Annotated in this window: 23 protein-coding genes; 9 read left to right on the forward strand and 14 right to left on the reverse strand. The window is 70.3% G+C overall.

Annotation, left to right across the window (positions count from 1 at the left end; all coding sequences use genetic code 11):
- Positions 1–65: 65 nt before the first annotated feature.
- Positions 66–1,289, reverse strand: coding sequence for a PucR family transcriptional regulator (locus tag EL493_RS24200; RefSeq protein WP_019047742.1), 1,224 nt, complete (start codon positions 1,287–1,289; stop codon positions 66–68).
- Between the two features lie 233 nt (positions 1,290–1,522).
- Between EL493_RS24200 and EL493_RS24205 the strand changes: the two genes are divergently transcribed.
- On the forward strand, positions 1,523–2,074 hold the full coding sequence (locus tag EL493_RS24205) for a TetR/AcrR family transcriptional regulator (protein WP_198041120.1): 552 nt from the start codon (positions 1,523–1,525) through the stop codon (positions 2,072–2,074).
- Between the two features lie 54 nt (positions 2,075–2,128).
- Here the strand turns inward: EL493_RS24205 and EL493_RS24210 are convergent, their stop codons facing one another.
- The 10 genes from EL493_RS24210 to EL493_RS24255 all read right to left on the reverse strand — a co-directional run bounded on the left by EL493_RS24210 (position 2,129) and on the right by EL493_RS24255 (position 11,180).
- Entirely contained in the window at positions 2,129–2,554 is a 426-nt protein-coding gene (locus EL493_RS24210; RefSeq protein WP_019047744.1) for a DUF4189 domain-containing protein, read from the reverse strand.
- 14 nt (positions 2,555–2,568) lie between these two features.
- Positions 2,569–2,997 carry a DUF4189 domain-containing protein gene (locus EL493_RS24215; RefSeq protein WP_019047745.1) on the reverse strand — a complete coding sequence of 143 codons (429 nt, stop codon included), beginning with the start codon at positions 2,995–2,997 and terminating at the stop codon, positions 2,569–2,571.
- A 176-nt stretch (positions 2,998–3,173) separates the two neighbouring features.
- On the reverse strand, positions 3,174–3,551 hold the full coding sequence (locus EL493_RS24220) for a metal-sulfur cluster assembly factor (protein WP_022566307.1): 378 nt from the start codon (positions 3,549–3,551) through the stop codon (positions 3,174–3,176).
- A complete protein-coding gene (gene sufU / locus EL493_RS24225) occupies positions 3,551–4,027 on the reverse strand; it encodes a Fe-S cluster assembly sulfur transfer protein SufU (RefSeq protein WP_019047747.1) in 477 nt (158 codons plus the stop codon). The genes EL493_RS24220 and sufU overlap by 1 nt, the downstream gene beginning before the upstream one ends.
- A gap of 3 nt (positions 4,028–4,030) precedes the next feature.
- Entirely contained in the window at positions 4,031–5,284 is a 1,254-nt protein-coding gene (locus EL493_RS24230; protein ID WP_019047748.1) for a cysteine desulfurase, read from the reverse strand.
- Position 5,285: 1 nt separating this feature from the next.
- Complete coding sequence (sufC, locus tag EL493_RS24235) at positions 5,286–6,080, reverse strand: Fe-S cluster assembly ATPase SufC (protein WP_019047749.1); 795 nt, start codon at positions 6,078–6,080, stop codon at positions 5,286–5,288.
- A gap of 36 nt (positions 6,081–6,116) precedes the next feature.
- Complete coding sequence (sufD, locus tag EL493_RS24240) at positions 6,117–7,295, reverse strand: Fe-S cluster assembly protein SufD (RefSeq protein ID WP_019047750.1); 1,179 nt, start codon at positions 7,293–7,295, stop codon at positions 6,117–6,119.
- Positions 7,295–8,731: a Fe-S cluster assembly protein SufB gene (gene sufB, locus EL493_RS24245; protein ID WP_019047751.1), complete on the reverse strand. Its 1,437-nt coding sequence runs from the start codon at positions 8,729–8,731 to the stop codon at positions 7,295–7,297. Before sufB ends, sufD begins: the two co-directional genes overlap by 1 nt.
- Positions 8,728–9,495: a helix-turn-helix transcriptional regulator gene (locus tag EL493_RS24250; protein WP_019047752.1), complete on the reverse strand. Its 768-nt coding sequence runs from the start codon at positions 9,493–9,495 to the stop codon at positions 8,728–8,730. Before EL493_RS24250 ends, sufB begins: the two co-directional genes overlap by 4 nt.
- A 203-nt stretch (positions 9,496–9,698) precedes the next feature.
- Entirely contained in the window at positions 9,699–11,180 is a 1,482-nt protein-coding gene (locus EL493_RS24255) for an FAD-dependent oxidoreductase (protein ID WP_019047753.1), read from the reverse strand.
- A 209-nt stretch (positions 11,181–11,389) separates the two neighbouring features.
- Between EL493_RS24255 and EL493_RS24260 the strand changes: the two genes are divergently transcribed.
- From EL493_RS24260 to EL493_RS24280, 5 genes are all read left to right on the forward strand, one after another.
- Positions 11,390–12,187 carry a rhomboid family intramembrane serine protease gene (locus EL493_RS24260; RefSeq protein ID WP_019047754.1) on the forward strand — a complete coding sequence of 266 codons (798 nt, stop codon included), beginning with the start codon at positions 11,390–11,392 and terminating at the stop codon, positions 12,185–12,187.
- Positions 12,188–12,257: 70 nt separating this feature from the next.
- The gene (gene mptB, locus EL493_RS24265) at positions 12,258–13,976 is read left to right on the forward strand and encodes a polyprenol phosphomannose-dependent alpha 1,6 mannosyltransferase MptB (RefSeq protein WP_019047755.1); all 1,719 of its coding nucleotides are present in this window, start codon (positions 12,258–12,260) and stop codon (positions 13,974–13,976) included.
- Complete coding sequence (locus EL493_RS24270) at positions 13,973–14,905, forward strand: ABC transporter ATP-binding protein (protein WP_036836588.1); 933 nt, start codon at positions 13,973–13,975, stop codon at positions 14,903–14,905. Before mptB ends, EL493_RS24270 begins: the two co-directional genes overlap by 4 nt.
- Positions 14,902–15,684 (forward strand): ABC transporter permease, encoded by a 783-nt coding sequence (locus EL493_RS24275; protein ID WP_019047757.1) that lies wholly within the window; start codon positions 14,902–14,904, stop codon positions 15,682–15,684. The genes EL493_RS24270 and EL493_RS24275 overlap by 4 nt, the downstream gene beginning before the upstream one ends.
- A gap of 66 nt (positions 15,685–15,750) precedes the next feature.
- Positions 15,751–16,725, forward strand: coding sequence for a COX15/CtaA family protein (locus tag EL493_RS24280; RefSeq protein WP_019047758.1), 975 nt, complete (start codon positions 15,751–15,753; stop codon positions 16,723–16,725).
- A gap of 59 nt (positions 16,726–16,784) precedes the next feature.
- Here EL493_RS24280 and EL493_RS24285 read toward each other — a convergent pair whose 3' ends face one another.
- The gene (locus EL493_RS24285; protein WP_019047759.1) at positions 16,785–17,153 is read right to left on the reverse strand and encodes a hypothetical protein; all 369 of its coding nucleotides are present in this window, start codon (positions 17,151–17,153) and stop codon (positions 16,785–16,787) included.
- A 76-nt stretch (positions 17,154–17,229) separates the two neighbouring features.
- On the opposite strand from EL493_RS24285, the gene EL493_RS24290 reads away from it, so the two are divergent.
- Positions 17,230–18,195 carry a quinone oxidoreductase family protein gene (locus EL493_RS24290; protein ID WP_019047760.1) on the forward strand — a complete coding sequence of 322 codons (966 nt, stop codon included), beginning with the start codon at positions 17,230–17,232 and terminating at the stop codon, positions 18,193–18,195.
- 7 nt (positions 18,196–18,202) lie between these two features.
- On the opposite strand, the gene EL493_RS24295 is transcribed toward EL493_RS24290, so the two are convergent.
- Positions 18,203–18,805, reverse strand: a complete 603-nt coding sequence (locus EL493_RS24295) for a TetR/AcrR family transcriptional regulator (RefSeq protein WP_019047761.1) — start codon at positions 18,803–18,805, stop codon at positions 18,203–18,205.
- Between the two features lie 95 nt (positions 18,806–18,900).
- On the opposite strand from EL493_RS24295, the gene EL493_RS24300 reads away from it, so the two are divergent.
- Both EL493_RS24300 and EL493_RS32505 read left to right on the forward strand, forming a co-directional pair.
- Positions 18,901–20,253: an FAD-dependent monooxygenase gene (locus tag EL493_RS24300; protein ID WP_019047762.1), complete on the forward strand. Its 1,353-nt coding sequence runs from the start codon at positions 18,901–18,903 to the stop codon at positions 20,251–20,253.
- Positions 20,241–20,390 (forward strand): hypothetical protein, encoded by a 150-nt coding sequence (locus EL493_RS32505; RefSeq protein ID WP_019047763.1) that lies wholly within the window; start codon positions 20,241–20,243, stop codon positions 20,388–20,390. Before EL493_RS24300 ends, EL493_RS32505 begins: the two co-directional genes overlap by 13 nt.
- Before the next feature lie 113 nt (positions 20,391–20,503).
- On the opposite strand, the gene EL493_RS24305 is transcribed toward EL493_RS32505, so the two are convergent.
- Positions 20,504–21,493, reverse strand: coding sequence for a heme o synthase (locus EL493_RS24305; protein ID WP_019047764.1), 990 nt, complete (start codon positions 21,491–21,493; stop codon positions 20,504–20,506).
- Positions 21,494–21,736 lie beyond the last annotated feature (243 nt).

Below are 21,736 nucleotides of genomic sequence, written 5' to 3' on the forward strand. Positions count from 1 at the left end.
TTTGGTCACCAGAACCATATACCGGATGCAGGCTGTGCGCCAGCGGGATTCGCGGGTGTGGTCCGCTAGGCCAGGCGGGCCTCCGGGGTGGGGCCGGTGTGGAAGCTGCGGGCGATCATGGCCGACCGGAGTTGCCACAGGCCCGAGCCCTGGGTGGGGTCGAGACCGGTGAGCTGGGCGATGCGGCGCAGGCGGTAGTCGACGGTATTGGTGTGGATGTGCAGCAGGCGGGCGGTGCGCCTGCGGTTCATGTTGTTGGCGATGTGCACCCGCAGGGTCTGGAACAGCTCGGGGTGGCCGTCCAGCGGCGCCAGCAGTTCGCCGAGCCGGGCCCGGCCGGGGCCGGGGCGGGTGAGCTGGTATTCCAGCGCCAGGTCGCCGAACCGGTAGAGGCCGGGGGCGCAGTCGAGCCGTTCGACCATGTCGAGCAGTTCGTGCGCGCGCTCGGCCGCCGACGGGATCTCCTCGGTGGACGCGGGCACGAGCGCGGCCGTGACCGCCACGTCCGCGGCCCGGGACAGCTGCGCCACCAGCGCGTCGAGCCCGTCGGCGTCGAGCAGGCCCGCCGGGATCAGCAGGGTGCCGCCGTCGACCGAGAGCAGCGACAGCACCTGGTCCCCGCCGTGCTGGGCCAGCGCCGCCTGCACCCGGCGCAACGCGCGCCGCGCCGCCACCGCGGCGTTGCCGCGGACGGGACCGGTGCCACGCCGCCGCCGGATCGCCAGCGCCAGCACCGAATACGCGTCGGCGACGGCGATGCCGCATTCGCGCGCCATGGTGACGGTCGGCTGCCCGGCCAGCAGCGCCGAGGTCAGCGTGTGCACGGCGGTGTGGTGCTCGCCGGCGATGTCGCGGTGTTCCTGGATGTAGGCGCGGGTGACGGTCGTACACAGCAGGTCCGAGATGGCCACGGCCCGGCGGAACCCGTCCACGAGGTCGGCGTGCGAGCCCGCCGCGGCGGTGTCGAACACCGCGTCGTAGCCGAGCCGGAAACCCTCGTGGAAGGCGTGCAGGATGGCGTCGATCGGGACACCCTCGCGGGCCCAGCCCGCCGCGGCGACCGAGAGCCGGTTCAGCCGCTCGGTCTCCTCGCGCCCGTCGAGCGTGCCGCCGACGATCTCCAGGCACAGCCGGGTGACGGCGGTGACGTCGCCGGAGATGGCGTCGCCGGGTAGCGTCCGGCAGGTCGCCACGGTGTCGACGAAGTGGGCGACCAGCCTGCCGGTCAACGTCCGGACATCGCGCAGCGGCTGCCACATCGTGGTGTCGTCCACGGGGAGGGTCATCATCGTCGGCTCCTTCCACACCGGCCGGCGGCACCGGCGGCGGTTCTGCTTCCGCAGTGTCTGCCCCAGTGATGGCCTACACTCCGGATCTTCTGTGATCATGACTCTAGGATGAGCAACTACTCACCTTCTACTCCTCTTTCGACCGAGGTCATCGAATGCCACCGCAAGCCGATAAGCAGCGCAAACGTCCCAAGCAGGATCGGGCGAAGGAAACCCGAACCCGCATTCTCGCCGTGTCCGCTCAGCTTTTCGGCAGTCGCGGCATCGGCAACACCTCGACCAATCGGATCGCCGCCGAGGCGGGCATGAGCATCGGCACCCTGTACCGCTATTTCAGCGATCGGGACGAGATCGTCAAGGAGCTGACCGACGGACTGTTCTTGCAGGTCGAGGACAGCTACAGCAGACTGCTCACGGGCGCCGCCGACAAACCGCCGCGCGACGCCGTCGCCGAGATCATCCGGATCGCGGTGGAGATCCTGGTGGCCAACGGGCCACTGGTGCGCGCCCTGGTCGCCGATCTGCACTTCTACGGCAGCGGCATCCCGGAATTCGAGCCCCGACTGCGCATGATCATGAAGCTGTACCTGCTGCACCTGATCGGACCCACCACCGACATCGATATCGACACCATGGCCTTCGTGGTGCTCAACGCCGGTTTCGCGACCGCGCTGCGCTCGGTCGAGATGGAGGACCAGGGCATGGACCGCGATGTGGTCGTCGAGCACACCGCCGACATGATCGGCGCCTGGATCGCCTCGCTCACCGAACCCGAAACGGTCTGACCACGCACAAGGGCCCGGATCCTGCCGGATCCGGGCCCTTGTCTTCCGGTGCGCTCAGCCCGCGTTGGCGGTGCACACCACCCGGACGGTCTCGGCGCCACTGAAGTTGGACGATCCGAAGTTGGCCAGGCGCGCGGTCGGGGTGATCTCCGACAGCTTCTCGTACGCCGCCTGCTCGGCCTCGGCGCGGGTCGGGCGGCTCGCGACCGCGATCCCGTCCTCGCTCTCGACCAGCACGCCGCAGCCGTTGGCCCACGACAGCATGACCTGACAGTCGGACACACCGCAGCGGTCCAGCGCGACGGCCTCGGCGTCGGCGTAGCTCGCCTCGTTCACACCGACGCCGTACACCCATTCGGCGTCGCTCACCGCGAACGCCGCGTACAGGCCGTCGGCCTTGGCCGCACCGGCGCCGAACACCGAACCGGCCGTCAGACCCAGCGCGGCCACCGCGAAGGCGGCCTTACCCAGCAGACTCATCGAATTCTCCGCTCTCAGTTCGCGTTCGAGGTGCAAACGACCTCGACGACCTTGGTACCGCTGAGATCGGACGAACCGAAGTTCGCCAGCTGAGCGACCGGAACACCCTGGGACAGCTTGTCGATGGCCTTGCGCACGGCCTCGCTGCGGTTGGGGCCCGACGCGGCGGCGACCCAGCCCTGGTCATTCCAGACCAGCGCGCCGCAGCCGTTGGCCCACGACACCATCACTTCGCAGTCGTCATAGCCGCACCGGGTCAGCGCCCGGTCCTTGGCCTCCTCGAAGCTCGGCCAGTCGAAGCTGGACTCGTAGGTCCAGTTCTCCTCGCTGAACGCGATCGCGCCGTGCAGGCTCTGCGCGTTCGCCGTACCGGCGCCGAAGATCGACCCCGCCGCAAGACCGAGCGCCGCGACGGCGACGCCGGCCTTACCTGTGAAACTCATTCGAAAATCTCCTCTGAAACCAGCTCCGGAATTCCGGAACCGCTAAGGGGACCACCGAATGTCGCCTCGCCGCAACTCGAATGGAGGGAATCACACCGGGCCCTACCCGCGCATCACCGGGAAACACCGCAGGCCCGGATCCGTGCGGATCCGGGCCTGCGGTGCGGGTTCGGTGGCTAGACCGTGAAGCCGAGGGCGCGCAGCTGTTCGCGGCCGTCCTCGGTGATCTTGTCCGGGCCCCACGGGGGCATCCAGACCCAGTTGATCTTCAGGTCCTCGACCAGGCCGCTGCGCACCAGGGCGTTGCGGGACTGGTCCTCGATGACGTCGGTCAGCGGACAGGCCGCCGAGGTCAGCGTCATGTCGAGGGTGGCGATGTTCTCCGCGTCGACCGACATGCCGTAGACCAGGCCGAGGTCGACCACGTTGATGCCGAGCTCGGGGTCGACCACGTCGCGCATGGCCTCCTCGAGGTTCTCGAGATGCTCGATCTGCTCGGGCGTCAGCTCCACCTCGGGAGCGGCGGTCTCGGTGGCTTCGGGTGTCTCACTCATCACGCTTCCCCATTTCCCATGGCGGGCTTGGCCTCCTCGGCCGAGGCGATCTGCACGACGGCGTCCTTGAACGCCATCCAGCCCAGCAGCGCGCACTTCACGCGCGCCGGGTACTTCGCGACGCCGGCCAGGGCGATGCCGTCGCCGATCATGTCCTCGTCGCCGTCGACGGTGCCGCGGCTGGAGATCATCTCGCTGTAGGAGTCGACCACCTTCAGCGCCTGCTGCACCGGCAGCCCGATCACCTGATCGGTGAGGATCGAGGTGGCGGCCTGGCTGATCGAGCAGCCCTGTCCGTCGTAGGACACATCGGCGATCTCGCCCGCGTCGTCGATGTTCACCCGCAGGGTCACCTCGTCACCGCAGGTCGGGTTCACGTGGTGCACTTCGGCACCGAACGGCTCCCGCAGCCCGCGGTGATGCGGGTGCTTGTAGTGGTCCAGGATCACTTCCTGGTACATCTGCTCCATGCGCATGGTCTATGCAACTCCGAAGAACGTCTGAGCCTTCCGCACGGCCTGCACCAGCGCGTCCACCTCGTCGAGGGTGTTGTACACGGCGAACGACGCGCGCGCCGTCGCCGCGACACCGAACTTGCGGTGCAGCGGCCAGGCGCAGTGGTGCCCGACCCGGATGGCGACACCCTGGTCGTCGAGGATCTGGCCCACGTCGTGGGCGTGGATGCCGTCGACCACGAACGCCACCGCGCCACCGCGGTCCACGTTCTCGGTGGGCCCGATGATCCGCACGCCCTCGATCCCGCGCAGCCCCTCGAGCGCGGCGCCGGTGAGTGCGTGCTCGTGCGCGGCGATCGCGTCCATGCCGAGGTCTTCCAGGTAGCGCACCGCGGCGGCCAGCCCGACGACCTGCGAGGTCATCGGCGTGCCCGCCTCGAAGCGCTGCGGCGGCGGCGCGTAGGTGGTCTGCTCCATGGTGACGGTCTCGATCATCGACCCACCGGTGATGTACGGCGGGGTCTCCTCGAGCAGCGCCCGCCGCCCGTACAGCCCACCGACGCCCATCGGGCCGAGCATCTTGTGCCCGGAGAACGCGGCGAAGTCCACGCCGAGCGCACGGAAGTCCACTGCCATGTGCGGCACCGACTGGCAGGCGTCGAGCACCACGAGCGCGCCGACTTCCTTGGCGCGGCGGACCAATTCGTCCACCGGTGCGACCGCACCGGTCACGTTCGACTGGTGGGTGAACGCGACCACCTTGGTGGCCGGCGACAGCTCCAGCGAGTCCAGGTCGATGCGGCCGTCGTCGGTGATGCCGTACCACTTGAGCGTGGCACCGGTGCGGCGCGCGAGCTCCTGCCACGGCACCAGATTCGCGTGATGCTCGAGCTCGGTGATGACGATCTCGTCGCCCGGTCCCACGTGGTACGGGAACCGGTCGTCACCGAAGGCGTTGGCCACCAGGTTCAGCGACTCGGTCGCGTTCTTGGTGAACACGATCTCGCCGGCGTCGGCGCCGACGAACTTCGCGATGGCGACGCGGGCGTCCTCGTAGGAGTCGGTCGCCTCCTCCGCCAGCTGGTGGGCACCGCGGTGCACCGCCGAGTTGCGGGTGAGCAGGAAGTCACGCTCGGCGTCCAGCACCTGCAGCGGACGCTGCGAGGTCGCACCGGAATCCAGGTACACCAACGGTTTCCCGTCCCGGACCGTGCGGTTCAGGATCGGGAAGTCGGCCCGGATCCGGGCGACGTCGAGGGCGGGCACCGTAGCGGTCATGTCAGGCTCCAGCGGTCGCGGAGGTGAAGCGCACGTAGCCGTTCGCGTCGAGTTCCTCGGCCAGCTCGGAACCACCCTCGGCGACGATCTTGCCGTTGACGAACACGTGCACGAAGTCGGGCTTGATGTAGCGCAGGATGCGGGTGTAGTGCGTGATCAGCAGGACGCCGCCACGCGTAGGCTCGCCGGAGCCATCGACCCAGCCGCGCTCCTTGTAGCGGTTGACGCCCTCAGAGACGATGCGCAGCGCGTCGACGTCGAGGCCGGAGTCGGTCTCGTCGAGGATCGCGATCTTCGGCTTGAGCAGACCCAGCTGCAGCACCTCGTGGCGCTTCTTCTCGCCACCGGAGAAGCCCTCGTTGACGCTGCGGTCGGCGAAGGCGGCGTCGATCTCGAGCTCGCTCATCGACTCCTTCACCTCCTTGACCCAGGTGCGCAGCTTGGGGGCCTCGCCACGGACCGCGGTGGCGGCGGTGCGCAGGAAGTTCGACATCGAGACACCGGGGACCTCGACCGGGTACTGCATGGCCAGGAACAGGCCGGCGCGGGCGCGCTCGTCGACCGACATCTCCAGCACGTCCTCACCGTCGAGGGTGATGGTGCCCTGGGTGACGGTGTACTTCGGGTGACCGGCGATCACGTAGGACAGCGTGGACTTGCCCGAGCCGTTGGGGCCCATGATGGCGTGCGTCTCGCCGGACTTCACGATCAGGTTCACGCCGTTGAGGATCTTCTTGGACTCACCCTCGGGGGTGGTGATCTCGGCGTGCAGGTCCTTGATTTCCAAGGTGGTCATCGAATTCGAATTCCTTCGTGGGAAGTGAGAGGGGTGTCAGATACCGACAGTGGCGAGCTCGGCCTCGATGGCCGCCTCCAGCCGCTCCCGGACCTCGGGGACCGCGATCTTCTGGATGATCTCGTGGAAGAAGCCACGCACCACCAGGCGGCGGGCGACGTCTTCCGGAATGCCACGAGCGCGCAGGTAGAACAGCTGCTCGTCGTCGAACCGGCCGGTGGCGCTGGCGTGGCCGGCGCCGGCGATCTCGCCGGTCTCGATCTCCAGGTTCGGCACCGAGTCGGCGCGCGCGCCGTCGGTGAGCACCAGGTTGCGGTTGGCCTCGTAGGTGTCGGTGCCCTCGGCGGCCGCGCGGATCAGCACGTCGCCGACCCACACGGTGCGGGCATCGCCCTTGGCCGAGGCCGGATCACCCTGCAGCGCACCCTTGTACAGCACGTTGGACTTGCAGTTGGGCTCGGAGTGATCGACCAGCAGGCGCTGCTCGAAGTGCTCGCCCGCGTCGGCGAAGTACAGGCCGAACAGCTCGGCCTCGCCACCCGGACCGGCGTAGCGCACGGTGCCGGTGAGCCGGACCAGATCACCGCCGAGAGTGGCCGAGAAGTGGCGCACGGTGGCGTCGCGGCCCAGCTTCAGGTGATGCGCGGTGGCGTGCACGGCGTCTTCGTTCCATTCCTGGACGGCGACGACGGTCAGCTTGGCGCTGTCTCCGAGCACGAATTCGACGTTCTCGGCGTAGGTGCCGCTGCCGCGCTGGTCCAGGACCACGGTGGCGGCGGCGAAGTTGCCCAGCCGGATCTGCAGGTGGCCGTAGGCGGTCCTGCCCTCGCCGGGACCGGTGACGGTGATCGTCACGGGCTCGGCGACCTCGGTCTCCGCGCCGACCGACACGACGGTCGCCGACTCGAAGCCCGAATAGGCCTGGGCGGCAACCCGATCGGCGGGGGTGCCCGCCTGACCGAGACGCGCGTCGGCGCGGTCGACGGTCTCGACGGTGACGCCCTCGACCGGGGTGACCTCGACGGTCGGCACACCGTCACGCACGGCGGTGCCGTCGTGCAGGCCGCGCAGACGGCGCAGCGGGGTGAACCGCCACTCCTCGTCGCGGCCCGACGGGACCTCGAACGCGTTCACGTCGAACGAGGTGAAGACCTCGCCCTTATTGATCGCGGGAATGCGAGCCTCGGCGGCCTCGGCAACGTTGTCCACGGCCATCAGCCGACGGCTCCTTCCATCTGCAGTTCGATCAGGCGGTTCAGCTCGAGGGCGTATTCCATCGGCAGTTCCTTGGCGATGGGCTCGACGAAGCCGCGCACCACCATCGCCATCGCCTCGTCCTCGGTGAGACCGCGGCTCATCAGGTAGAACAGCTGGTCCTCGGACACCTTGGAGACGGTGGCCTCGTGGCCCATGGTGACGTCGTCCTCGCGGATGTCGACGTAGGGGTAGGTGTCGGAGCGGCTGATCGTGTCGACCAGCAGCGCGTCACACTTCACGGTCGACTTGGAGCCGTGGGCGCCCTTGTTCACCTGCACCAGACCGCGGTACGACGCGCGCCCGCCGCCGCGCGCCACCGACTTCGACACGATGGTCGAGGAGGTGTGCGGGGCCAGGTGCAGCATCTTGGCGCCGGTGTCCTGGTGCTGGCCGACGCCGGCGAACGCGACCGAGAGCACCTCGCCGTGCGCGTGCTCACCGGTCATCCAGACCGCCGGGTACTTCATGGTGACCTTGGAGCCGATGTTGCCGTCGACCCACTCCATGGTGGCGCCCGCCTCGGCCTTGGCCCGCTTGGTGACCAGGTTGTAGACGTTGTTCGACCAGTTCTGGATGGTCGTGTAGCGGCAGCGGCCGCCCTTCTTCACGATGATCTCGACGACCGCGGAGTGCAGCGAGTCGGACTTGTAGATCGGCGCGGTGCAGCCCTCGACGTAGTGGACGTAGGCGTCCTCGTCGACGATGATCAGCGTCCGCTCGAACTGGCCCATGTTCTCGGTGTTGATCCGGAAGTAGGCCTGCAGCGGGATGTCGACGTGCACGCCCGGCGGCACGTAGATGAACGAACCGCCCGACCACACGGCGGTGTTGAGCGCGGAGAACTTGTTGTCGCCGGCGGGGATCACCGAGCCGAAGTACTCCTGGAAGATCTCCGGGTGCTCCTTGAGCGCGGTGTCGGTGTCGAGGAAGATGACGCCCTGCTTCTCCAGGTCCTCACGGATGGAGTGGTAGACGACCTCGGACTCGTACTGCGCGGCGACACCGGAGACGAGGCGCTGCTTCTCGGCCTCGGGGATGCCCAGCTTGTCGTAGGTGTTCTTGATGTCCTCGGGCAGGTCTTCCCAGCTCTCGGCCTGCTTCTCGGACGAGCGCACGAAGTACTTGATGTTGTCGAAGTCGATGCCGTCGAGGTTGGAACCCCAGTTCGGCATGGGCTTGCGATCGAAGATGCGCAGCGCCTTGAGGCGGATGTCGAGCATCCACTCCGGCTCGTTCTTCTTGGCCGAGATGTCGCGAACGACAGCTTCCGACAGGCCGCGTTGCGCGCTGGCACCGGCCACATCCGAATCGGCCCAGCCGTAACCGTAGTTGCCCAGCGAGGCGATGGTCTCGTCCTGGGTCAGCGGTTGCACCTGGTCGGTGGTCGTCGTCATTCGGCACTCCTTCCGGAGTCGTTCGTTCGTTCCGTCGCGGGCTGTGCGGCGGATGGGGTGGACGCTGCCTTGGGCAGCGCGACCAGCGGTACGTGGGTGGTACAGGCGCAATCGCCGTTGGCGATGGTCGCAAGTCGTTGGACGTGGGTGCCGAGCAGGTCCCGGAAAGCGTCCAGTTCGGCCTCGCACAGCTGCGGGAATTCCTCGGCCACGTGGGCCACCGGGCAGTGGTGCTGGCAGATCTGCACACCGGCACCGACCTGGCGGGTGGTGGCGGCGAAGCCGGCGTCGGCGAACGCCTCGGCGATCTCCTCCACCTTGGCCTCGATCCGGGGGGCGGTGTGCTCGGCGACCGGCTCGATGCCGTCGACGATGGTGCGCACCCGCCTGCGGGCGAACTCGGTGATCGCGGCGTCGCCACCGATCTCGCCGAGCTGACGGATCGCCGCCCCGGCCAGGTCGTCGTAGGCGTGACCGAGATTGCCGCGGCCCGCCGCGGTGAGCTGGTACTGCTTGGCCGGACGGCCGCGGCCCTTCTGCTGCCACGGCGCCGACCGGCTCGCCCGCGCCTGACCCGCATCGATGAGCGCGTCGAGGTGCCTGCGCACGCCCGCGGGCGCGAGCCCGAGCGCGGTGCCGATGGCGGTCGCGGTGATCGGCCCGTCTTCGAGCAGCAGCTGGACGATGGCCGCCCGGGTCTGCCCCTCGTGTCCGGGCGCGGCCGAGGTCAGGGCGCCGGTCGTCTTACGACCGGTCCCGTCCACGCCTGTCCGCAAACCCACGGTTTTCACAACACCAGTGTGGCGGAATTACTTCCCTAAATCTAATAAGGGTCACCTTGGCAAGGGTGCCCTGACCTGGGCTGTCGCCGTGTCGGTCACCGGCACGCCGGGTAAAACCCCAGGTACCGCCCGCGGCGCCGGATCCGTTCGGGGCGGCGGGGTGACCCATCGCACAGCGCGTGAACCTACCGCGGGGGTAGCGGTTCGGTCGCCGGACCCTCCAGGACCGCGCCGTCCGGCCCGAACCGGGATCCGTGCAGCGGGCAGTCCCAGGTCCGTTCGGCGTCGTTCCAGCGGACGATGCCGTGCAGGTGCGGGCACACCGCCGACACCGCGGTGGTCACGCCGTCGACGGTGGACACGGCGGTGGGGTGCAGTCCGCGCCGTTCGATCCGGCCGCAGCCTTCCCGCGGCACGCCGTGCTCCCCCGGGCCGAGCAAGCCCAGCCACCCGGTCGACAGGTACCTGGCCACCGCGGCGTTGGCCTTCGTGCCCGCCACGATCGAGGTCACCTCGTCGGGCCGCCAGGTCGACAGCGTCCTGGTCCACGGCGGCCGCTTGCCGGTGATCCGCCCGGCCAGGGCCAGCGCCGCGGCGGCGCCGTTGGTCAGCCCCCACTTCGCCAAACCGGTGGCGACCAGGACCTCGTCGCGGCCGGGCACCAGCGGGCCGACGTAGGGCAGTTCGCCGACGGGGTGGTAGTCCTGCGCCGACCAGCGGCTGAGCGGTTCGGCGCCGGGGAACCAGCGCCGGGTCCAGTCCAGCACCTCCCGGGCGTGGGCGTTCGCGGAGTCCGCCCGGCCCACCTCGTGGCCGCTGCCGCCGACGAACAGCACGTCACCGTCGGTGTCGGGGAACACCCGCAGGGAACGGGTGGGCTGCCCGGCGCTCAGGTACATCTCCTGCGGCACCGGGCCCGGCACGCGGAAGGCCGCCAGATAGGAGCGTTGCGCGGTGAGGCGGGCGAAGAAGCCGCCGCGGTCGAAGATCGGGGTGCCGGTGGCCACGACGACGTCGGCGGCCCGCACCTCGCCGTGTTCGGTGCCGATCACCACCTCGCCGTCGCGATGGCGCAGGCTCTGCGCGCGGGTGGATTCGAAGATCGGCGCGCCGTGCGCCTCGACGTCGGCGGCGAGGGCGGCCAGCAGCGCCATCGGATCCACCTGGGCCTGCTCGCGCAGCCGCACCGCGCCGTACGCGGGGAAGGGGACGTCGAGATCGTCGACGAATTCGGTGGGCAGCCCCGCCGCCCGGGTGGCCTCGAATTCCGCTCGTACGGCGGCGATCTCGGACGTGTCCTGCGCGTAGGTGAGCGCGGACACCCGCTGGGTGTCGATGTCGTGGCCCGCGCAGAAGTTCAGCAGCCAGTCCAGGCCGTCGATGTTCGCCGCGAGGTACCGCGACAGGATCGCGCTGCCGTGCCTGCTCGCGATCCGCTGCCCCCGCGTGCCCTGCAGCAGCGAGATCTTGGCGGTGGAGGCGGCCGTGGTGCCCGCCCCGACCCGTCTCGCCTCGACCACCGCCACCTCGCGGCCCGCCTCGGCGAGCAGCAACGCGGTGGCCAGGCCCACCAGGCCGCCGCCGAGGACGACGGTCTCGTACCGGGAGCCGGGGGTCAGCCGCAATCGGGCGGGGACCTCGGCGTCGTGCAACCAGAAGGACGTCATGCCCCGGTCATAGCCCCGTTGCGGCAACCGAAACGGCCGCGCGGGGGCCGGGCCGACCGTGGCACGATGGCAGGGTGTCCACCCCGCCCGCAGCCACCTGTGTCCGCCATCCCGATCGACCCACCGGACTCGCGTGCACGCGGTGTGGCAGGCCCGCCTGCCCCGACTGCCTGCGGCCCGCGTCGGTGGGCCAGCACTGTGTCGACTGCATGCGGCAGGGGCAGCGCGACGTGCGGCAGGTCCGCACCGTCGGCGGCGCGCCCGCCGGCGCTGCCGCGGTGCCGTATGTCACCTACGCGCTCATCGCGATCAACGTGCTCGTCTATCTCGTCACCGCCGCGCAGGCGGGCAGCCCGATGGACAACTATCGCGGCTCGGCGCTCTTCCGGGAGTTCGTGCTGGTGCCGCTGCTGGTGGCCGACGGCGAATGGTGGCGGTTGCTCGGTTCCGGCTTCCTGCACTACGGCGCGATCCACCTGCTGGTCAACATGTTCGCGCTCTACGTCGTGGGACGCGACCTCGAACGGGTGCTGGGCCGGGTGCGGTTCGCCGCGGTGTATTTCGTCTCGCTGCTCGGCGGTTCGGCGGCGGTGATGGCGCTGGCCGACTCGCTGAGCGCGACCGCGGGCGCGTCCGGCGCGGTGTACGGCCTGTTCGGCGCGGTCACCGTGACGCTGATCCGGCTGCGGCAGAGCCCGACGCCGATGCTGGTCGTCATCGGCGTGAACGTGCTGATCAGCTTCTCGCTACCCGGGATCTCGCTGTGGGGTCACCTGGGCGGTCTGGCCGCGGGCACCCTCGCCGCGCTCGGCATCCTGTTCGTGCCCACCTGGCTGCACGCGCGCACCCCGGAGGCGGCGCGCACCCTCGGCTGGGCCTCGCTCGGGGTGATCGCGGCGGTCTGCCTCGGTGTCGCGGTGGCGGCGGCGCTGGTGCTGGACGGCAACCGGCCCATGGTGACGTTCGGGCCCGCGCCCACCGTCAGCGAGGCGCCCCTGCCCCGGTAGCGGCGCCGATCCGCGCCGGTCGAGCGGGCCCGGCCACCCGCGGTGACCGATCGCACTAGGCTCCCTCTTCGTGGCGGTACTGGAGGGCGCGGCGCGCAAGACACTGGCGTTCGGGCGACGGGCCCTCGGGTTCGACGTGCCGACGCCCGATCACACCGTCGCGGTGCTGCACCGCGACGAGAGCGAAGTGCCCGGTCTGGATCGGCGCGAACGCGCGCAACTGGACCGGATCCGGCTGATGGGCGCCACCGGCGCGGTCCTGATGGCGATCGCGGCCCTGGGCATCGGCGCCCAGCCGGTCCACCAGAACCCGGTGTCGGGCGTGCGGGTGCTCGGCATCTTCGCGCGGGCGCACACCGGCTCGCTGGCCATGTGCATGTTCGGCACCGTCCTGGTGATCGGCGCCTGGCTGCTGCTGGGCCGGTTCGCCATCGGCGGGCTGGCCGGCTCGCCCGTGCACCGGCTGACCCGCTCGCAGCTGGACCGGACGCTGCTGCTGTGGATCATCCCGCTCAGCGTGGCCCCGCCGATGTTCAGCAACGACGTCTATTCCTATCTGGCGCAGAGCGAGATCGCCGCGCGCGGCATCGACCCGTACGCGGAGGGTCCGGTCGCGGGCCTGGGCATCGACAACGTCCTCACCAACAACGTGCCCACCATCTGGCGCGACACCCCGGCGCCCTACGGTCCGCTGTTCCTGTGGATCGGGCGCGGCATCGCGGGGCTGACCGGCGACAACATCATCGCCGGGGTCTGGGTGCACCGGCTGCTGGCGCTGGCCGGTGTCGCGCTCATCGTGTGGGCGCTGCCGCGGCTGTCGGTGCGTTGCGGAGTGGCCCCGGTGAGCGCGCTGTGGCTGGGCGCGGCCAACCCGCTGGTGCTGTTCCACCTGGTCGGCGGCGTGCACAACGACGCGCTGATGCTCGGGCTGATGCTCGCGGGCACGGAACTGATGCTGCGGGCGATCTACGGCAACGGCGGAAAGCCCGACCGGCTCATCGGCACCGACCTCACGCCCTTCGACGCGCGCGCCTACGCCTTGCTGATCGGCGGCGCGGTGGTGATCACGCTGTCGTCGTCGGTGAAGCTCACCTCGATCATCGCGCTCGGCTTCGTCGGCATGGCGCTGGCCCGGCGCTGGGGCGGCAGCCTGAAGGCGGTGGTCAAGGCCGCCGTGCTGCTCGGCGCGATCGCCGGGGCGACAACCCTTTTCGTGAGCGCGGCGAGCGGGCTCGGATTCGGCTGGGTCTTCACCCTGAGCGTGGCGAACGCGGTGCGCAGCTGGATGTCGCTGCCGACGGTCATCGGCATCATCACCGGATTCGGCGGGGTGCTGCTCGGCCTCGGCGACCACACCACCGCGCTGCTGTCGATCACCCGGCCCATCGCGGCGGCGGTCGCGGCCTTCATCACCGTGCGGATGCTGGTGGCGACCGGGACCGGGCGCCTGCATCCGGTCGGCGCCCTCGGTGTCTCGCTCGGCGCGATCGTGCTGCTGTTCCCGGTGGTCCAGCCCTGGTACCTGCTGTGGGCCATCGTGCCGCTGGCCGCGTGGGCGACCCAGCCGGTGTTCCGCGTGCCCGCCGTCGCGTTCTCGGCGGTGGTCTCGATGCTGGTGATGCCGCGCGGTGCGGAGTTCCAGGTCTTCCAGATCATCGGCGCCGCACTGGCGGCCGCGGTCTGCTTCGCCCTGTTCTTCGCGCTGACCCGGCACAGCCTGCCCTGGCGGGCCCAGCCGGGGGTGTCGGCTCCGTCACACGAGGGCACGGCTTACCGTGTGACATCGTGACGAAACGCCCTGGACCCGCCGTCAGCATCGACGGTGTGGTCAAGCGCTACGGCGAGACCACCGCGGTGGACGGCTTGATCTTCGAGGTCGAGCAGGCCCAGGTGTTCGCGCTGCTCGGCCCCAACGGCGCGGGCAAGACCACCACGGTCGAGATGTGCGAGGGCTTCGTGAAGCCCGACGCGGGCACGGTCCGGGTGCTGGGTCTGGACCCGATCGCCGATTCCGAACAGCTGCGCCCGCGCATCGGCGTCATGCTGCAGGGCGGCGGCGCCTATCCGGGCGCGCGGGCCGGGGAGATGCTCGACCTGGTCGCGGCCTATTCGGCCGATCCGATCGACCCCGACTGGCTGCTGTCGACCCTCGGCCTGCAGGACAACCGCCGCACCCCGTACCGGCGCCTGTCCGGCGGCCAGCAGCAGCGGCTCGCGCTGGCCTGCGCCCTGGTCGGCAGGCCGGAGATCGTGTTCCTCGACGAGCCGACCGCGGGCCTGGACGCCCAGGCCCGGCTGATCGTGTGGGAACTCATCGACGCGCTGCGCCGCGACGGCGTGAGCGTCGTGCTCACCACCCACATGATGGACGAGGCCGAACAGCTCGCCGACCAGCTGGTGATCATCGATCACGGACAGATCGTCGCGCAGGGCACCCCGGCCGAGGTCACCGCGCACGGCGCCGCGGGCCAGCTGCGCTTCTGCGCGCCGGCCAAACTCGATATCGCGCTGCTGAGATCGGCACTGCCGGAAGGGTTCTCACCCCGCGAGACCGCGCCGGGAACCTATCTCGTCGAGGGCGAGATCACCCCGCAGGTGCTGGCGACGGTCACCGCCTGGTGCGCCAGGATGGACGTGCTCGCCACCGACATCCGCATCGACCAGCGCCGCCTCGAAGACGTCTTCCTCGAACTGACCGGACGGGACCTGCGCGGATGACCGAGACCACCAGCCGGTTCCTGCCCGGCACCTTCGCCCCGGCCCCGCGCCCGGCCGCCCGGCACGCGATGCTGCTGGCGCAGACCGCGCTCGAGCTCAAACTGCTGCTGCGCAACGGCGAACAGCTGCTGCTCACCATGTTTATCCCGATCACCCTGCTGATCGGGCTCACCCTGCTGCCGTTCGGCGAGCTGGGCGAGCACCGGGTGGACAAGGTGGTCCCCATGGTGATGATGACCGCGGTGATGTCGACGGCGTTCACCGGCCAGGCCATCGCGGTCGGTTTCGACCGCCGCTACGGCGCGCTCAAACGGCTCGGCGCCACGCCGCTGCCGCGGTGGGGCGTGATCGCGGGCAAGTGCGCCGCGGTCCTGATCGTCGTGGTGTTGCAGGCGATCCTGCTCGGCGCGATCGGGCTGGCGCTGGGCTGGCGTCCCGGAGTCACCGGGCTCGCGCTGGGCGCGCTGATGATCGCACTGGGCACGGCGACCTTCGCCGCGATGGGCCTGCTGCTGGGCGGCACGCTCAAGGCCGAGGTGGTGCTGGCGCTGGCCAACATCCTGTGGTTCGTCATGCTCGGCATCGCCAGCCTGGTGCTCGTGGGCGATTCGCTGCACACCGCGCTCACCGTGCTGGTCCGGTTGATCCCGTCCGGCGCGCTGGCGTTCGGGCTGGAATCGGCGCTGTCGGGCACGGTCGACTGGTTCGCGGTGGCCGTGCTCGCGGTCTGGGGCCTGGTCTGCGGCTGGCTCGCGACCCGGCTGTTCCGCTTCGCCTGAGTGATCAACGACGCAATGTAGTAGCCCTGGTATCGGCCGAGAATTTCCGGCCAGTACCATCGTGACGTGCTGTATCGCGCCTTCTTGGGACTCGTCGACCGGCTGCCGCTCCCCTCGCTGCGGGTGCAGCGGATCATCGCGTTCGCGGTGATCCTCAGCCAGGCCGGTATTTCGGTGACCGGTGCCGTCGTGCGCGTCACCGCGTCGGGCCTGGGCTGCCCCACCTGGCCGCAGTGCTTCCCCGGCAGCTTCACCCCCGTGGGGGTCTCGGAGGTGCCGGTCATCCATCAGACCGTCGAGTTCGGCAACCGCCTGCTCACCTTCGCGGTGACGCTGTGCGCGGCGCTGATCGTGCTCGCCGTGGTGCGCGCGCGGCGGCGGCGCGAGGTGCTGGTCTACGCGTGGCTGATGCCCGGCGGCACAGTCGTGCAGGCGATCATCGGCGGCATCACCGTGCGGACCGGCCTGCTGTGGTGGACGGTGGCCGTGCACCTGCTGGCCTCGATGGTGATGGTGTGGCTCGCGGTGGTGCTGTTCGCCAAGATCGGCGAACCCGACGACGGCATCGACACCGTGCAGGTGCCCGCTCCCCTGCGCTGGCTGACCGCGCTGAGCGGGGTCGCCCTCGCCGGCGTGCTGATCGCGGGCACGCTGGTCACCGCGGCCGGACCGCATGCCGGTGACAAGAGCATCGAACGGCCGGTCGCGCGGCTCGAAGTCGAGATCGTGACGCTGGTGCACCTGCATTCGCAGCTGCTGGTCGGCTATCTCGCGCTGCTGATCGGCCTGGCCTTCGGCCTGTTCGCCGTCGGGATCACCCCGGCCATCCGGACCCGCCTGTTCGTCCTGCTGGGCGTGGTGGTGTCGCAGTCGCTGGTCGGAGTGATCCAGTACTTCACCGACGTCCCCGCCGCGCTGGTCGCCATCCATGTCGGTGGCGCCGCGGCGTCCACGGCGGCCACCGCCGCGCTGTGGGCCTCCCTGCGGATCCGCGAAACCGTGGACGCCCCCGCACCGGTCGCCGCGCCCGCCGCGCACTGACCCACGAACGACGACAGCCCGCGATCACGCTGATCGCGGGCTGTGTCGGTGTACCGGGCTCAGGCGCCGGCGAAGAGCTTCCAGTTGCGCGCCTTCGGGAAGCGGGTCTGGTTGGCGACCCACCCCGCCATCTTCTTCCAGTGCGACGCGGTCGGGGTGACCACGGAAACCAGCTCGCGGTTCCACTCGTCGGCCTCGGTGAGGCCGTGGACGCGCTCGACCAGGGCCTTGGCGGTCGCCAGGTCGGCCACCACGCGGTCGCCGAGGATGCCGTCGGCGCCGACCAGGGTGATGCGCACGCCCTGCTTACCGAGGTACTGCAGGACGGCCGTGCCCGAACCACCGTGCTCGGCGACGAACTTCACGACGGACTTCTCGACCTCGGCAGGCACCTTCACGGCGGCGGGGGCGACGGTGGTTGCACTCATGGGCCAGAGTTTACCGGCCGGTACTCGCGAGTCCACCGTCGAGTGGCGTCGAACACGGGGTGTACAAAGGAGACTCATGCGCGCGATTCAGGTTTCCGAGCACGGTGGTCCCGAGGTTCTGCGGTACGTCGAGGTGCCGGATCCGCGGATCGGGCCCGGTCAGCTGCTGGTCGACACCAGGGCCGTCGGCGTGAACTACATCGACATCTACTTCCGCACCGGACAGTATCCGCAGGCCACGCCCTACATTCCGGGTTCCGAGGGCACCGGCGTGGTGGCGGCGGTGGGCGCGGAGGTCACCGAGTTCGCCGTCGGCGACCGGGTGGCCTGGGCCGCGGCGCCGGGCAGCTACGCCGACCGTGTCGCCGTCGACGCGGAGGTGGCCGTCAAGGTGCCCGACGGCGTGGACCAGACCGTCGCGGCGGCCGCGCTGCTGCAGGGCATGACCGCGCACTATCTGATCGAATCGGTGTTCCGGCCCGAACCGGGCGACCCGGTACTGATCCACGCGGGCGCGGGCGGTGTGGGCCTGCTGCTCACCCAGATGGCCGCTGCCAAGGGCGCGCGGGTGATCACCACGGTGTCCACCGACGACAAGGAGACGCTGTCGCGCGAGGCGGGCGCCGCCGAGGTCCTGCGTTACGGCGACGACCTGGCCGCCCGGGTCCGCGACCTCACCGACGGCGAGGGGGTCGCCGCGGTGTACGACGGCGTCGGCGCGAGCACCTTCGAGGCGAGCCTGGCGGCGCTGCGCGTGCGCGGCACCCTGGCCCTGTTCGGCGCCGCCAGCGGCCCGGTGCCGCCCTTCGATCCGCAGCGGCTCAACCCGGCCGGTTCGCTGTGGCTGACCCGTCCCTCCCTGGGCGCCTACACCCGCACCCGCACCGAGTTCCTGTGGCGCGCGGCGGATGTCTTCGACGCGATCGCGGCGGGCACGCTGACCCTGCGGATCGGCGCCACCTACCCGCTCGCCGACGCCGCCGAGGCCCACCGGGATCTCGCCGCCCGCGAGACCACCGGATCCCTCGTCCTGCTGCCCTAGCGCGCGGTCAGTAGTCGCGGCCGGTGATTCCGCGGTAGACGAAGCGGGTGATCGACTCGATCGCCTCGTCGTCGGCGATGGTCACCGACCCGTCCTCGACCATGCGCAGCATTCCGTCGGCGGCCGCGAACATCATCGCCAGGCTGGCGTCGACGGTGCCCGGCAGCCGTAATCCGCGCTCCGGGAATTCCGCCACGTGGTCGGCGATGTCCGCGCGCTGCGCCGATCCGAATTCCGCGACGATGCGGGCGAATTCGGGGTTGACCTGGGCCGCCTGCCCGATCGCGCGTAGGACCGCGGCGTGCTCGCGCGCGAAGGTCCAGTAGCCGCGTACGTGATAGCGGATGGCCGCCGGGTCGGTGAAATCGCCGCTGTGTTCGGGGTCGGCCGCGCGCTCGTCGCTCGCCACGGCGATATCGGCCAGCAGCGCCTGCAGCAGTTCCTCCTTGCTGGCGAAGTGGTTGTAGAACGAGCCCGCCGCCCGGCCCGCGGCCGCGGTGATGTCGGTGATCTTCGCGTTCAGATAGCCGTATTCGGCGAAGACCTGCCGCGCGGCGTCCTTGAGCGCCTGCTCGGTCTCCGCGGATTTCTCGCGTCTGCTGCCCGCCATCGCGCCGCACCTCCTTGACAGGACACGGTACCAACACTGAAACTGAATTCAGATTCGCTGAATCTGAATTCAGTCTTTGTCAGGAGGCAGTTCTCATGTCCGAACAGGTACTCGTCGCAGGCGCCGGTCCGACCGGCCTCACCCTGGCCGTCGACCTCGCCCGCCGCGGCATCGCGGTGCGGGTGGTGGACCGGGCCGACTCGCCCTTCCAGGGGTCACGCGGCGACGGCATCCAGCCGCGCACGCTGGAGGTGTTCGACGATCTCGGCGTGCTCGACGCGGTGCTGGCCGCCGGCCGCGACCTGCCCGTCATGCGGGCCTGGTTCGGCGGCGAGTTCGTGGGCGAGCGGCGGATGGCGGAGCCGGTCGACCCGACGCCGGATGTGCCGTACCCGAACGGCTGGGTGCTCGGCCAGTCCGAGACCGAGGCGATCCTGCGGGACCGGCTCAGCGCACTGGGCGGCCGGGTCGAATTCGGTACGGCGGTGGCCGATTTCACGCAGGACACCGACGGCGTCACCGTGTCCCTGGTGCGCGACGGGGTCGCCGAGACGGTCCGCGCGCGCTATCTCGTCGGCGCCGACGGCGGCGCGAGCACGGTGCGCAAACGGCTCGGGATCGCGTTCACCGGCCGCACCGACGAGTCGATCCGGATGCTGCTCGGTGACGTCCGCGTCGACGCGCTCGACCACGCGTACGGGTACTGGTTCGCCGCCGCGGCCGATCAGCCGATGACCGGTTTCGCCCTGTCACCGCTGCCCGGCGGGCGCCGCTTCCAGTTCGCCGCGCCGCTGTCCGCGGACCAGTCGCCCGACTTGGCCACCCTCCAGGAACTGGCCGACCGGCATGCCCCGCGACTCGGCCTGACGCTGAGCGCACTGTCCTGGGTCACGGTGTGGCGCCCCAACATCCGCCTCGCCGACCGGTTCCGGGACGGCCGGGTACTGCTCGCGGGCGACGCCGCCCACGTCCACCCGCCGACCGGCGGCCAGGGCCTCAATACCGGCGTCCAGGACGCCTACAACCTCGGCTGGAAGCTCGCCGCCGCACTCGACGGCGACCCGGCGCCGCTGGACACCTACGAGCCCGAACGCCGCACCGTCGCGGCCCGGGTTCTCGGGCTGAGCACCGAGCTCCTGGACAAACTCGTCGACGGCGACGAGGACGCGATGCGGCGCGGGCCCGAGACCCGTCAGCTCGACATCAGCTACCGCTCCCCCGGTGCGCGGGGTGTACTCGTCGCCGGTGACCGCGCGCCCGACGCACCGCTCACCGACGCCACGGGCGAGCCGGTCCGGCTCTTCGACTTCTTCCGCGGCCCGCACGCGACCCTGTTGCGTTTCGCGCCCGCGACGTCGGGCATCGCGCCGACCCACCATGCGGGAGTCGACCGGTCCGGTCTGCGCACCGTCGACATCCATGCCGCGCAGGCCCCGTGCTCGCGGTAGCGAACGACGATGTCCACGCCGTCGACACCCACGGACACGCCTTCACCGCCTACGCCGCCACCCCCGGCACCCATATCCTGATCCGTCCCGACGGCCACCTGGCACGCCGCTGGGACGACGCACCGGCGAGCCGCTGAGACCCGCGCGCCGGCAGCGGAATACCGCGACGGATCGGGCCAGATCAGCACGACCGCCGGAACACGACAGCGGCCGGGTGCCTACGCACCCGGCCGCTGTCGTTCGCGAGGAATCAGAGTCCGAGGAAACTACCCACGGTGTCCCAGCCCAGCACCGAGTCGACCGCCAGACCGCAGAACACCACGGCCAGGTAGTTGTTCGACTGCAGGAACAGGCGCAGCGGCTTCACCGACTCACCACGCCGGACACCGGCGTAGAGCTGGTGCGCCATCAGCAGGAACCAGGCACCCGCCACCAGGGCGACGGCCGCGTAGATGACACCGGTCGCCGGGACCAGGGCGAGCGTGGCCAGCACGGTCAGCCAGGTGTAGATGACGATCTGCTTGGTGACGGCCCGCTCGGTGGCCACCACCGGCAGCATCGGCACGCCGGCCGCGCGGTAGTCCTCCTTGTAGCGCATGGCCAGCGCCCAGGTGTGCGGCGGCGTCCAGAAGAAGATCACCAGGAACAGCACGATCGCGGGCCAGCCGATGGTCCCGGTGACCGCGGACCAGCCGACCAGGGCGGGCATGCAGCCCGCGGCGCCGCCCCAGACCACGTTCTGCGAGGTGCGGCGCTTGAGGCCCTTGGTGTAGACGAAGACGTAGAACAGGATCGTCGCGACCACCAGCGCGCCGCTGAGCAGGTTCGCCTGCCACCACAGCCACGCGAACGAGATCGCGCCGAGGGTGACGCCGAAGATCAGCGCGTGCCGGGTGGGCACCGCGTCGCGGGCCAGCGGGCGGCGCGCGGTCCGCTTCATCACCTTGTCGATGTCGGCGTCGGCGACACAGTTGAGGGTGTTGGCGCTGGCCGCGCCCATCCAGCCGCCGAACAGGGTCACCAGGATCAGCCGGATGTCGATCGTGCCGCGGTCGGCCAGCAACATCGTGGGGATGGTGGCGACGAGCAGCAGCTCGATGACCCGCGGCTTGGTGAGCGCGATGTAGGCCAGCGGCTTGCGCAGTACCCTGGAGACCAGGCCGTCACCGGCTAGCCGGTCGGCGAGCGCGGTGGAGGAATTGTGCGCACCGCTACTACCCGGCTGGGGATCGATCCGCACTGTTTCTCCTCGCACGCTGTGCTTCGCATCCGGCATTGGAACGAGCAGCGCGCGGCTGCGGCGCGGCCACTACTACAGACGATGGTAGACCCACGCCGGTGCCGCTCCACGCCAGGCCCCACCCACCGTGGGGACCGTCACCGCGCCGTCCGTCCGCCGGTCGTCCGGTGAACCGGCATCGACATGCAGGTGAACGGCATCGCGACCGTATCGCCGCCGGGCCCGGCGGTCACGGCGGCGCAC

The sequence above is a fragment of the Nocardia asteroides genome (genome assembly GCF_900637185.1).
In the GTDB taxonomy this organism is placed as follows: Bacteria; Actinomycetota; Actinomycetes; order Mycobacteriales; family Mycobacteriaceae; genus Nocardia; species Nocardia asteroides.